A 13,045-nucleotide genomic window follows, 5' to 3' on the forward strand; every position below is an offset into this window, starting at 1 on the left:
ATTTTTGAGTTGATAACCACCCCGCCCTTTGGGCACCCCTCCAGAGGAGGGGAAAACAAAACTACAAAAATTACGAATTTATATGTTGAATCTTCTCGAAATCCAAATCTTTATAATCATAAACAATAATATCGGCCAAGGATTGGTCCTGTGAATTGACTTCTTCACTTTTGTAGGCCACACAAAAAATTCCTGCCGCTTTTGCAGCCTTAATTCCGTTTGTGCTGTCTTCAATAACGATGCATTCTTCGATTGGAGCTTTTGAATACGAAGCCGCTTTCAAGAAAATTGCTGGATTTGGTTTGGATTCAGGAAAATCATTTCCGCTGACTTTATGCGTGAAATATTGGTCTAAATCGAAGCGTTCAAAGACTTTATTGATGATTTCCATTTCGGAAGAAGAAGCTACGATTAGTTGAACGCCATTTTGATGCAAATCGATGATTAACTCTTTTACTCCTGGCATTAGATGCATATCTTCTTTCTTATCGAAAGCATCAATGAATAAGGTGTTTTTGGCTGAAATTAATTCTTCAATATTGTGCGGAAGCTGAAACCTATCTTTCAGTTTCTGGTAAATCATCTTGTTGGAATTGCCTGTGAAGGTGGCAAAAATATCTTCGGTTACTTCTATGTTTAATTCTTTGAATTGTATTTGGCTTACTTCGTGATGCAAGGGTTCGCTGTTGACCAGCACTCCATCCATATCGAAAATTACGGTTTTGACCATTTTAGAGTTTAGATTTTAGATTTTAGAGTTTAGATTTGGAGTTTTTTATTTGGGATTTGGGATTTAAAATATTGGAATTTAAATTTTTAATTTTCTCGGCTGATAGTTCGTTGAAATGATTGATTATAAGGTTGGCTTTTGATAAATCCTGCCCTTTTGTATGTTCGCTTTTGTAGCCTATGCAGAAAACTCCGGCTCCAATTGAAGCTTCAATTCCGTTGGTTGAATCTTCTATAACAATGCATTCCTCTTTTGGTGCGACTGACAATGATACGGCATGTTCAAAAATGGCAGGATGTGGTTTTGATTTTGGAAAATCTTCGCCACTGACGATGTGTGAAAAATATTGATGCAGATGAAAACGCTTGAAAACCCTATCGATTGTTACTTTTGAAGCCGAAGATGCTACTATCAATTGAATGCCGTTTTGATGCAAATCTTTTATCAGATCTTCAACTCCTTCCAACAAATGCAGGTCTTTCTTGGTGTCGAAAGCGTCGTTGAATATGTTTCGCTTGGTTTGCACCAAAGTTTGAACATCGTGATTTAAATTATGGATTTTGATGATTCTTTCGTAGGTGTTTTTGGTGGAAAATCCAGTGAAACTTGCATAAAGTTCGTCGGAGATTTCGATATTGAGTTGCTTGAAATGTTGCTGATAGGCATAATAGTGAACGGGTTCTGTATCGACAATTACTCCGTCCATATCAAAAATTACTGTTTTTATCATTGTTTGTAAGTTGTGTTGACAAAATTAAGGTTTCTTGATGAAAACGAGGGCTTCTTCTGTACGGTTTTAAGGAAAGTTTACAAAAACACAACACCGATTCCATTTAGCCCCGACTGGAGGGAAAATCCTTTTTTGTCTCGTTTTTTTTTAACGAGACAAAAAAGATTTGGAAGGAAGGCGGGACGATGTTTAAAAGATGCCTGAAGTTTTTGCTCCTAAAAATTACTGTCGTTTAAAAAAATTGTAAGTTTGCCAACAGCAGTACAATTCAATGACGGTTAACACAAACATAACGGAAAAAAAATATAAAAAACTGGTCCTTCAGGTATCTTTGAATGGATTTTGTTTTGCTGTTGTGGACACTTTGTATCATTCGGTTTTGTTGTTTAAGGAAGTTGATTTTAAAGTTTTTCCTGCTTCGGCAAAGGTGGAAGACCACTATTGGAAGGCGTTTTTGGACCATCAGGAATTGACGAAAATGTATGACGAAGTGGTGGTTTTGCACGATAACAATCTGAATACTTTTGTTCCGACGGCTTTGTTTGACGAGCAGTTTTTAGGGAGTTATTTGCAGTATAACACGAAGGTTTTTGAGACGGATTTCTTTACATTTGATGCGATTGCGAATCAGGAAATGAATAATGTTTATGTACCTTACGTTAACTTGAACAATTATTTATTGGATCAATTTGAGAGTTTTGATTACAAGCATGTGAACAGTGTTTTGGTGAGCAAATTGCTTGAGAAATCGAAAAATGTGGAGGAAAAACAGGTGTTTGTACATTTTGGAACTGAAAAATTTGAAATAGTCGTGGTGCAAAACCAGAAGCTGATTTTATTTAATTCGTTTGAATATCTGACGGAGGCTGATTTTATTTATTATTTGCTGTTTACTGCCGAACAACTGAATTTGAATCCGGAACATTTCAAGTTGCATCTTTTAGGAGCTATTGCCGAGGAGAGTTCGCTTTTCAAGATGGCCTACAAATATGTGCGACACGTGGAATTGCTGGACGTGTCGGATTTACAAAAAAACAATTCATTTTCAACTGCTGATAATTTGAAGCATTTTATACTTTTTCAATCGTGAGAATCATTTCGGGTAAATATAAAGGAAGAAGAATTTCTCCGCCAAAAGGCTTGCCAGTTCGTCCGACGACGGACATGAGCAAGGAAGCCTTGTTTAATGTTTTGAACAACTACTTCAATTTCAGCGATTTAAAAATTTTAGACTTGTTTGCCGGAACGGGAAACATCAGCTTTGAGTTTGCCTCAAGAGGAAGCGACAACATCACGGCTGTGGATGCTGATTTTGGCTGTATAAAGTTCATCAAACAGATTGCTCAAGAGTTTGATTTTAATATTGCTTCTATAAAAAGTGATGTGTTTAAGTTCTTGGAAAAGAACAACACTTCGTATGATATTATTTTTGCAGACCCGCCTTATGGCTTGGATCAAGCAACTTTTGAGAAAATCGTGACTACGGTTTTTGAGAAAGAATTACTTCAAGAAGACGGGATGATGGTGATTGAGCACTCAAAATATACGAAGATGGAACACTTGATTAATTTTTCGTTTCAGAAGAGTTATGGTGGTTCGTTTTTTAGTTTTTTTGAATTGAATTCGGATGGCGGTGAAGAAGTTGGGGATGATTTTGAGAGTGATGAGGGGTAATTTATTTTATCCTTCCTGAATTTTCATTTACTTCTTTTTCCTTATAAATAGAGTCTTTTAATTTTCCGAAAGTATAACGTAAGGCTATCGAAAACTCTTGATTATCAGCAAAAAAAACAGTGTTAGATTTTACACTATTAATCTTGAAATTTTCGGAGAAAGTTGAATTACTAAAAATATTGTTCCAACTTAGTGTACACGACCACTGTTTAATTTCTTTTGAAACCCCAAAATCCATCAGAAAAAAAGCATTTCTTTTAAAAACACCTTCGTTTCGTTGTGTCAATCCCCAAGCGGTTAACCAAACTGACCAATTTTTCCTAATAGTAAAGGTTTGATTGGAATAATAGTAGAGATAGGGTTTTGCATTTCCTACCAATGCTGAAGTATCTTCTATTTTATTCAAAATAATGGATAAAACATTGGTTGACGACCATATTTTATGCGAAAAAGGAACCGTGAACTCTAAATTATAACCTTTTTCTTTATCAAAATTTTCTGGACGATACATCAGTACATTTTCATTTTCATCATATTGAAAGCCATAATTCATAACGTTCTTATTTTCAAAATATGCCAGTTTTACAGATTTGTCATTGTATTGAAAAAGAGTCGAAAATTCATTTAAAATGGCTGGATTCAGATTGATGTTACTCGAAAAAACAAAATAAGGGTTAATGTAAGTAGTGCCATTACTTGTAGAAGAAAAGTCAGGGCGGGAGATGTTTTTTGCATAATTAAAACTTAAAGTTTTTGTACTGTCAATGGGGATATCAACTTGAAATTTAGGGAAAAATTGCGTATAATTTTTCTTGATGGAAGACAAGTTTTCATTTGCATATTTGCCTACGATAGTAGTATTCTCTGCCCGAACGCCAACCTGCCAAGATGTTTTTCCGAAAACTCCTGATAATTGAGTGTAAGCCGAAGTATTTTTTTCCTTCAAATGATAAGTTGACGATACAACTGCATTTTGTTCGAAATTTTGAATTTTTAAATTTGTATCTGCATTTGCTGACGAATGTATAGCTCCAATTTCCAATTTCATTTCATTGACAAATTTTTTATCAAAATCTACCCTGCTCGAAAAAACATCGACTTTGAAATCCTGGTCCATCATTTGAAAAGGTTTATAAATCGTTTCATCATAATTGTTTGAGGAATGGATAAGCGAACTTGTATTGTAGTTGGAATACTGCATCCCAACGAATACATTTGCCGTTTCAGTCATTTTTTTGTTATAATTGAAAAAAGAGTTGATGTAATTCCGGTCACCCATAGTTTTTCCTATCGTATGGATATTGGTATTAAAAATAGTTTCTTGATGTCGCGTTTGTGTTTTAAAATCAAAACCATCACTTTTTAAATTTCCATTTATGGAAAAGGACAGCGAATTATGCTCATTGAAATTATGATATATTCCGCCACTAAAAATGTAATTATTCCGATTGGTAACTCCTGCCACTCTATAGCTGGAGACAATATTCTGGTTTTGAATTTCATAATCGCTTCCGTTGCTTTCCCAAGGTTTTAGGGCATTATAATTGAAATTTGCCTTAAATTCTGTTTTCTTTAATTTCAAACTGGAATTGATTCCTAAATAGTTATTAAACTCTTTTTTGAAAGAAGTAGTTTCTGAAAAAATGGTTTGAAATCCTTCTTTCCTACCCAATTTTTTGGTAATTAAAATTACGGCACGACCATCAGCTTCGTATTTTGACGAAGGATTTTGGATGATTTCGATGGTTTTTATATCATCAACCGAAGCCGAATTCAGATAATTCATATCTACACGTTGATTGTCGATATAAAGAAGCGGAATTCCTTTTCCTATGATGGAAATCGATTCTTTATCAGGACTAATTTGGATTTTTGGAAGCTTTGAAAGTAAATCCAAGATGTTTGGAATTGTCTTGAAAACAGAGTTGGCGACATCTATTTTTATATTGCCATTTTTATATTTGAAAGTCTCAGTTTTGTTCTCGATGGTTACTTCCTTCAGCTCATTTACTGTTGAATCTTTTTCGGTTTCGACTTGTGAAAATACGGTACTAAATGATAATAATAGTACTCCTAAAATGATTTGTTTCATTCTTAATTTTTTGTTTTTTCCAACCAATCCAACCAATCCGAAGCGATTTTATCCCAATTATAAGCTTCCTGATTTACAGTTCCGTTTTTATCTATGGGAAAATAATTATGCTCCAAATTCAAATAACTTTTGAAGGACAAGTTTTGTTTTCGTTCCCGAATGGCTTCAATTTGAAACAAATCATTGAAGGAAGTCGACCAATCTTTTGTACCATACGTTATCAAAACTGGAATTTTCAAACCCATTAGGTTGTCTTTCTGTGGAAGCGAAAAACTGTAGGTTGTCTTGTTTGAATCTCCATTTGAAGTATTAATTTCATTAGGATTTTCGACTACTTTTTTCCAATATTCAATCGTGTTATCGCCTTCATTTATGGTATCATTATCGAAACTTCTACTTTGCGATAAAATGTTCATTATCCTGCCGTAAGGATTTCCACCCGAATAAATCAAGTGTGAGACTTTCTTATTGATGAAAGCCATTTTGGAAGCAATCGTACTTCCTTCTGAATGTCCAGCAACCAGAAGTTTTGAGGTCCTCACCCATCGTTCCTTGAACAATTGTTTTAGAATGGAATTGTTTCTAAAGACATAATAATCGAGGTAATTTCGTTCGGAGTAGCCTTTTGGTGGAAGCTTTTTTTCCACATCTTTTAAATACACATAATTTGCTCCAAGCTTGTTCACATTCGAAATAATTGGAATAAAAGGCTTACCAATTATTACGATATGATAATCATCTAAAAAAGGCGTTTCATCGAAAGGCAAAGTGCCGTAAAGTCCCGTTTCATCATATTTTACAACGGGTTGAGGCAAACTTCCTTGACAAAAAAGGAAAAGCGGTTTGGCTGTTTTTTCTTCGCCTGATTTGGAGATTACGATGATATCAACAGGATCATTTTGGTATTTGAATTTCAGATGTCGGTAGCCAAAATCTTCAGGGATTTTTTGAGAATAGGCAAAAACTTTTGAGACTAAAAACATAAGCGTGATGATTAAGGTTTGCTTTTTATTATTTAGGAATTGGGATGTGGGATTTTGGATTTTGGAATTTGGAATTTTCGATTTGGGATTTTATACTGTTGATGATTGAAACTCAATTACTGATTAGGTAACACTGCAAAAGTGCCATCATTTTTTGGATGCGAAAGTTAATCGTAGGTTAATGCAGGGTTAATGTCTGATTTTTCTAATAAAAGCTTTATTTTTGACTTGTATTTCCTTAAAAATGAAACAGAAGATAAATTTACTAATTGCGTTTTCGGCTATCGTTTTGATTGCCTTATCGGCGATGCAATACTATTTGGTAAAGACTACTTACGACTATAAAGTTGAGCAGTTTCGTACGGAAATCAAGGACAAGATTGCCAAGATAACTAATGATTATAGCGATATTGATTCGACTATTTTCTATAAAAAAGACTTGTTGTATAAGGAATTGGCAGAAATTTATCTGTTGGATCCAGAACGAAGGAGCCAAATTAAAAATGCCATTTTACAAAACAGTTTCAAGGCGGAATTGACCAAGAAATTGCAAAAAGAATTTGAGCGTGAGATTCCGAATTTGGAACTTGATTTTGCAATTGTCTTGGACAAATTCGTGATTTACAATGAAAAGGAAGCCGATACGATTTTTGCTGAAAAGCCTTTCATAGAAAATAAGATGTATGGGAATTTGGCTTCGTTGGATGATGCCTTTTTGGTTCGGAATTATGTTGGAACTACAAGCGGAAAATCATTGAATGCGGATTATAAATTATTGACAGAAGATACTTTATATGTTTCCGTAAACAATTGGGAAACTATCATCTTGAAAAGGATGGCATTGATTTTTGTGTTTGCCTTATTCTCTATTTTGACGTTGATTACACTTTTTGTAATTGCAATTAAAGCCTTAATCAAACAGAAAAAAGTAAGCGACATCAAGACTGATTTTATCAATAACATCACCCACGAATTGAAAACGCCTTTGACAACGCTTTCGGTTTCGACTAAAATTTTAGAGCGAAAAGAAGTCCGCGAAAATGATAAAGTGTATGAAAATGTTTTGAATACAATTAATCGTCAAAACAATAGATTACAAAATTTGATTGACCAAGTGATGACCAACTCTTTGGGTTATGAAGAGATTGAATTGCAAAAGGAGAAAGTGGCTATGCCGAATTTCTTACATTCTATTGTAGATGATTTTCAGATTGCTTATCCGAATGTGGCGATTCTGACTGATTTTGACAATCAAAAAATCAATCTGAATTTGGATAAATTTCATTTGACAACGGCAATTACCAATGTTTTAGAGAATGCTGTAAAATATGGTTGCCAGAATATTACGATAACTACTTCATTAGAAAATAACCAATTTAATATTGGGATTAAAGACGATGGAATTGGAATTCCGAAAAGCAAACATTCGCTTTTGTTTGATAAATTTTACCGTGTGGAACAAGGAAATCTTCATAATGCGAAAGGTTTAGGTTTGGGACTTTATTATGTGGATCAGATTATAAAAGCACATCAGGGAAGTATTAATGTTGTGAGTGAATTGGGGAAAGGCGCTTCGTTTAATATCAGCATTCCTTCTTTTTAATCATGAAAAAAATCCTCCTAGCCGAAGACGATGCTGATTTTGCCAGTGTTTTAAAACAATACTTGGAAATCTACAATTACACCGTTTTTTGTGCGGAAGATGGTGAACAAGCTTTAAAATTATTCCAAAAAGAAACTTTTAATATTTGTGTCTTTGATGTAATGATGCCAAAGATTGACGGATTTACCTTGGCTGAAAAAATCATCAAAATCAATCCTGAAATTCCTTTTGTTTTCTTGACGGCTCGACAATTAAAGGAAGACAAAATCAAAGGTTTAAAACTAGGTGCCGACGATTATATCATCAAGCCGTTTGAAGCCGATGAATTGGTTTTGAGGTTGAATAATATCTTGAAAAGGTCAGAAAAAAGCACAACTACAAATCCTCTTTCGGATGAAATTAGCATCGGAAAATATGTTTTTGACACGAAACGCCTCGAACTAAAACTAGAAAATAAAACCCAGCAACTTACTGAAAAAGAAGCTTCTTTGGTGTTATTTTTCTATCAGAATAAAAATCAATTACTAAAGCGTGAAGAAATCCTGAATGCTATTTGGGGTAATGATGACTTTTTTTCAGGGAGAAGTATGGATGTTTTTATCAGCCGATTGCGGAAATATTTCAACGAAGATTCTGCAATAAAAATTGAAAGTATTCGGAATGTTGGGTTGGAGTTTAAAATCAATACTTGATTATAAATCCTGACTTAATTTATCTGGAGTTTGTCTGGTATCGAAGATAGTTATAATTTCAATTTCTTTTTTAATAAAATCAACCCTGTAATAAAATGTTGTTTGCTTGGTAACTACACATTTGTAAAGTCCGTCAAAATCATTTGATTGGATACAACTTTCAGGATATAGAGAAATTTGATTTATTTTATTTGAAAACTTATCAATAAAATCATTTTTAACTTTTAGATTCCACTTTCTCAAAAGATAATCAGTTAAATCTAATAGTTTATTTTCAGCTAATTCAGATAAGAAAATACGCATTCTTATGAAATTTTCTTTAAAAAATCTGAATATTCAATTCTCTTGCCGTTGTCTAAATCTTCTATTCCTTTTCTAATTTCATTTTGTTCAGCAACACTTAAATCATTCCAAAAATCAGATTTTTCATTTTTAATGAAATCACTTACTTTTTGAATAAAATCTGAATTTTCAATGTTTAAAATCAGTTTTACCAATTCAATTTTAGAAGTTTGAATGTCCATATTATTTTCTTTCAAATTTACAAAAAAACTATTTACTATTTAAAAAAGCAGACCTATAAGCCGGATTCTGTTCTCATCAAGTTCCGAAAAACAAGACGATACCTTATCATTTATCTAGTCTAGTTGTTACCAACGAGATCAATCTTTCTACCCTTCGGCAACGGACGAGTAATCCTTAAATGCCGATATACTTGAAATTTCACCGCATAGAGTTTACCTGGTTTCACTACAGCATTACCTGTACATACTTTCTGTTGCACTTGTCCTAACCTCGTCCCAAAAGACGAGACCGACGGGCGTTACCCGCTATGCTACTCTGTGGTGTCCGGACTTTCCTCTTTATTCCGAACTTGATTCGGAATCTTATGAATTTATACTTAAAAACACAAGATGCTGAAACAAGTTCAGCATAAAACGATAAGGCGGTCTGCGGTTGCAAAGCTACAACTTATAAAATAAAGACGGAACTTAATATTATAACTTTGAGTGTAAATCCTGTAACCCATTTCTTATGTAATGGTTGTACTTTTAATTTATTAAAAACAAGCTAAAATATAATTGTCATGGAAAATCAAATGTATCACTATGCCACCGTTTCTAAGGCATTGGAAGAATTAGCCAAAAAAGGCTTTACCGTAGATTTTAATATTCAAGAAGATAAAATCATAAACAGTCCCGACGACTTTACGATAGAACACGTTTACCGCTACGAAGGCGAAAGCGATCCTGGTGATGAAGCAACCGTTTTCGGTATCAGTTCAAGCAGTGGCGAGAAAGGAATTTTCGTTGCAGGTTTGTCGGCCTTTACAGAAAACAGTGCCGCAATTGCCTTGAACGAAATGTTTATTCGTGGAAGACAAGAGGAAAACAAATAATGAACCGTTTACAAGCTAAACTTGAAAAAATTGGCAGCAATCCAAAAGTAACCGCGAAAGCAGTTGGTTTGAGATATGCTGCCAATTTTGATAAAGGTTATTATCGAAATAGAGTCGGTGAAGATTTCGTTTACACGGATGAAAATCGGAAGAAAGTTAGAAATAAGGAAGTCTTAGAACGTATAAAAAAACTTGTAATTCCGCCAGCTTGGGAAAATGTTTGGATTTGCCCTTATGAAAACGGTCACTTGCAAGTTACAGGAATTGATGTAAAAGGTCGGAAACAATACCGCTATCATACCAACTGGAATAAAATTCGCAATCAATCCAAGTTTTACAGGTTGAGACGTTTTGCAAATGCTTTACCAATGATTCGAGAACAAGTTGATAGAGATTTAAACCGAAAAGGCCTTCCTTATGAAAAAGTGGTGGCTTTGGTTGTTAAACTTATTGAAATGACCAATATCCGAATTGGAAATGATGCTTATAAGAAATTATATGGTTCGTTTGGCTTGACCACTTTGCGTGACAAACATGTGAAATTTGAAAAGACTTCTATTTCCTTTGAGTTTAAAGGTAAGAAAGGTGTGAATCATAAAATCCAATTGCAGAGTAGAAAATTGGTGAACTTGGTTCGGAAATGCAAGGAAATTCCGGGTCAGGATTTGTTTCAATATTATGACGATGATGGAAAACATTACACCGTAGGTTCTGGCGATATCAATAATTATTTAAAGGAAATTACGCAGGAAGATTTTACTGCAAAAGATTTCAGGGTTTGGGCTGGAAGCGTCACGGCTTTGTTTGCGTTTCAGGAAATTGGCGAATTTGAAACCCAAACCGAATGCAAACGAAAAATTGTGGAGGTTTTAGATTTAGTGGCTTCCAAATTAGGAAATACGAGAACGGTTTGCAAGAAATATTATGTTCATCCGACAGTGATTGCGAGTTATGAAAATGGCTCAATCAATAATTATAAGGTAAAGAAAAACATAAAAAACAACAACTTGAATCCAGAAGAAGAGGCTTTGGTTCGGCTTTTGGAAACGGAAAAGATTGCAGAGGTTTTAGGTTAGTTTTTTCTGAAAGATTAAAAACACACACTACATTTTACTATTTTCCTCAGTATCAGATGGCGAAGCTAACCCCAATCTCGTTCCAAAAAACGAGAGAAAGCCTTTTGAAAAAAACGGCTAATTTTTCTTGACAAAAAAGAGAGACCAACGGAAGCTCCTTTTTTGTCAAGAAAAATTAGCTGTTTTTGAAAAAGCTTGGAACATTGGCGGGAAATAGTTCCTGAAAAAACTTTAGCCGAAGCTGTACTTATTGTGTTTTGGAATTTGCTTTTTGGATTTTCTAAACCTATATTTGCTTTTCAAAATTTTCTATGGAACAGTTCGTCGTATCGGCCCGAAAATACCGTCCTCAAACATTTAAAGATGTGGTGGGGCAGCAGGCCATTACGAATACTTTATTGAACGCCATAGAAACGAATCATCTGGCCTCTGCCCTATTGTTTACAGGTCCGAGAGGTGTTGGGAAGACGACTTGTGCGAGAATTTTGGCACGAAAAATCAACCAACCTGGTTATGATGACCCGAATGAGGATTTTGCTTTTAATGTTTTTGAGTTGGATGCTGCATCGAACAATTCGGTTGATGACATCCGAAACTTGATCGATCAAGTTCGCATACCGCCACAAACGGGGCAATATAAAGTGTATATCATTGACGAGGTGCATATGTTGTCGACAGCTGCTTTTAATGCTTTTTTGAAAACATTGGAAGAACCACCAAAACACGCCATTTTTATTTTGGCTACGACTGAAAAGCATAAAATTATCCCGACTATTCTTTCGCGTTGTCAGATTTTTGATTTTAAGCGAATTACGGTTAAAGATGCCAAAGATCATTTGGCTGAAGTTGCTAAAAGTCAAGATATTACTTTTGAAGACGATGCCTTGCACATTATTGCTCAAAAGGCTGATGGTGCAATGCGTGATGCTTTGTCTATTTTTGACCGAGTGGTGAGTTTTTCTGGCAAAAACCTTACCCGTCAGGCGGTTACAGAAAACTTGAACGTTCTGGATTATGAAACGTATGTGAATGTGACGGATTTGCTTTTGGAAAATAAAATTCCAGAGGTTTTGATGGCTTATAATGAAATCCTTTCAAAAGGTTTTGACGGTCATCATTTTGTTTCCGGTTTGGCTTCTCATTTCAGGGATTTATTGGTTTCCAAAACTCCTGCAACTTTAACTTTGTTAGAAGCTGGAGAACAGGCTCAGAAATTATATTTTGAACAATCGAAAAAAGCTTCGCAAGAGTTTTTAATGAAAGGAATTGAGATTGCAAACGATTGCGATTTGAAGTATAAAGTGAGTCAGAACCAACGTCTTTTGGTTGAACTTTGCCTGATGCAACTGGCCTCTATCACTTTTGATGGAGAAAAAAAAAAGTTGACGGATATATAATTCCACCCCACCATTTTTTTGCAAGGGTTTTGGAAATTCCTGTTCAAGCTCCTGAACTTATCAGTGTTCCAACGACTGTTCCTATTAATGAAGAGGAAGCTGATGTCATTACAGTGCCAATTCCTACAGAAACCTTTGCAGAAACTCCAAAAATTGAAACTCCTATACCTCCTGGAACCAAAGTTTCGGCTCTTTCTTTGTCAAGTATCCGAGCTAAAAGAGAATTGGAGCAAAGCCATAAATCAACTATTAAAGATACGGTTCATTTGCCAACGGAAGCTTTTACCGAAACGGATATGCTTTTGCAATGGAACAAATATGCTCAACGTTTAGGCGACAAAGGTCGAAAAATCATGGAATCGTTGATGTTGGTTAATGACCCGAAATTAGACGGGACCACCATCATCCATGAACTTCCGAATGAAGGTTCAAAGATTGATTTTGAAGGCGAAAAATTTGATTTGTTGGGTTATTTACGTGGAAAACTTCACAATCACGATATAATGATTGAGATTGTAATCAACGAAGCGATGGACAGTCGAAAAGCTTTTACTGCACAAGATCGTTTTAACCGATTGAATGAAATGAATCCGAACTTGGAATTATTGAGAAAGACTTTTGATTTGGATATTTAATCTAAAAAATGAACCATTAAGAAATTAAGTTTCA

Annotated in this window: 14 protein-coding genes and 1 other RNA gene; 8 read left to right on the forward strand and 7 right to left on the reverse strand. The window is 34.7% G+C overall.

Annotated features, from left to right (window positions below):
• Positions 1–70 precede the first annotated feature (70 nt).
• Positions 71–730 carry an HAD family hydrolase gene (locus J2X31_RS12780; RefSeq protein WP_310027203.1) on the reverse strand — a complete coding sequence of 220 codons (660 nt, stop codon included), beginning with the start codon at positions 728–730 and terminating at the stop codon, positions 71–73.
• A gap of 22 nt (positions 731–752) precedes the next feature.
• Positions 753–1,460: an HAD family hydrolase gene (locus J2X31_RS12785; RefSeq protein WP_310027204.1), complete on the reverse strand. Its 708-nt coding sequence runs from the start codon at positions 1,458–1,460 to the stop codon at positions 753–755.
• 271 nt (positions 1,461–1,731) lie between these two features.
• On the opposite strand from J2X31_RS12785, the gene J2X31_RS12790 reads away from it, so the two are divergent.
• Complete coding sequence (locus J2X31_RS12790) at positions 1,732–2,550, forward strand: DUF3822 family protein (RefSeq protein ID WP_310027205.1); 819 nt, start codon at positions 1,732–1,734, stop codon at positions 2,548–2,550.
• Positions 2,547–3,134 carry a 16S rRNA (guanine(966)-N(2))-methyltransferase RsmD gene (gene rsmD / locus J2X31_RS12795; RefSeq protein WP_310027206.1) on the forward strand — a complete coding sequence of 196 codons (588 nt, stop codon included), beginning with the start codon at positions 2,547–2,549 and terminating at the stop codon, positions 3,132–3,134. Before J2X31_RS12790 ends, rsmD begins: the two co-directional genes overlap by 4 nt.
• Position 3,135: 1 nt before the next feature.
• On the opposite strand, the gene J2X31_RS12800 is transcribed toward rsmD, so the two are convergent.
• Together J2X31_RS12800 and J2X31_RS12805 are read right to left on the reverse strand one after the other, a co-directional pair.
• The gene (locus J2X31_RS12800) at positions 3,136–5,226 is read right to left on the reverse strand and encodes an outer membrane beta-barrel protein (protein ID WP_310027207.1); all 2,091 of its coding nucleotides are present in this window, start codon (positions 5,224–5,226) and stop codon (positions 3,136–3,138) included.
• Positions 5,227–5,228: 2 nt separating this feature from the next.
• Positions 5,229–6,209, reverse strand: a complete 981-nt coding sequence (locus J2X31_RS12805; RefSeq protein WP_310027208.1) for an alpha/beta hydrolase — start codon at positions 6,207–6,209, stop codon at positions 5,229–5,231.
• 244 nt (positions 6,210–6,453) lie between these two features.
• Here J2X31_RS12805 and J2X31_RS12810 point away from each other — a divergent pair, with 244 nt between their 5' ends.
• Positions 6,454–7,812, forward strand: coding sequence for a sensor histidine kinase (locus J2X31_RS12810; protein WP_310027209.1), 1,359 nt, complete (start codon positions 6,454–6,456; stop codon positions 7,810–7,812).
• A gap of 2 nt (positions 7,813–7,814) precedes the next feature.
• Complete coding sequence (locus J2X31_RS12815; RefSeq protein ID WP_310027210.1) at positions 7,815–8,504, forward strand: response regulator transcription factor; 690 nt, start codon at positions 7,815–7,817, stop codon at positions 8,502–8,504.
• Here J2X31_RS12815 and J2X31_RS12820 read toward each other — a convergent pair whose 3' ends face one another.
• From J2X31_RS12820 to rnpB, 3 genes are all read right to left on the reverse strand, one after another.
• A complete protein-coding gene (locus J2X31_RS12820) occupies positions 8,505–8,807 on the reverse strand; it encodes a type II toxin-antitoxin system RelE/ParE family toxin (protein ID WP_310027211.1) in 303 nt (100 codons plus the stop codon). It abuts the gene before it with no gap.
• A 2-nt stretch (positions 8,808–8,809) separates the two neighbouring features.
• On the reverse strand, positions 8,810–9,043 hold the full coding sequence (locus J2X31_RS12825; RefSeq protein ID WP_310027212.1) for a hypothetical protein: 234 nt from the start codon (positions 9,041–9,043) through the stop codon (positions 8,810–8,812).
• A gap of 25 nt (positions 9,044–9,068) precedes the next feature.
• An RNA gene (gene rnpB, locus J2X31_RS12830) (RNase P RNA component class A) lies at positions 9,069–9,408 on the reverse strand.
• Between the two features lie 183 nt (positions 9,409–9,591).
• On the opposite strand from rnpB, the gene J2X31_RS12835 reads away from it, so the two are divergent.
• From J2X31_RS12835 to J2X31_RS12850, 4 genes are all read left to right on the forward strand, one after another.
• Positions 9,592–9,903 carry a hypothetical protein gene (locus J2X31_RS12835; RefSeq protein ID WP_310027213.1) on the forward strand — a complete coding sequence of 104 codons (312 nt, stop codon included), beginning with the start codon at positions 9,592–9,594 and terminating at the stop codon, positions 9,901–9,903.
• The gene (locus J2X31_RS12840) at positions 9,903–10,979 is read left to right on the forward strand and encodes a DNA topoisomerase IB (protein ID WP_310027214.1); all 1,077 of its coding nucleotides are present in this window, start codon (positions 9,903–9,905) and stop codon (positions 10,977–10,979) included. Before J2X31_RS12835 ends, J2X31_RS12840 begins: the two co-directional genes overlap by 1 nt.
• A 311-nt stretch (positions 10,980–11,290) precedes the next feature.
• Positions 11,291–12,376, forward strand: coding sequence for a DNA polymerase III subunit gamma/tau (gene dnaX / locus J2X31_RS12845; RefSeq protein ID WP_310027215.1), 1,086 nt, complete (start codon positions 11,291–11,293; stop codon positions 12,374–12,376).
• 29 nt (positions 12,377–12,405) lie between these two features.
• Positions 12,406–13,011, forward strand: a complete 606-nt coding sequence (locus J2X31_RS12850) for a DUF8439 domain-containing protein (protein ID WP_310027216.1) — start codon at positions 12,406–12,408, stop codon at positions 13,009–13,011.
• Positions 13,012–13,045: the final 34 nt, after the last annotated feature.

The sequence above is a fragment of the Flavobacterium arsenatis genome (assembly GCF_031456785.1).
In the GTDB taxonomy this organism is placed as follows: domain Bacteria; phylum Bacteroidota; class Bacteroidia; order Flavobacteriales; family Flavobacteriaceae; genus Flavobacterium; species Flavobacterium arsenatis.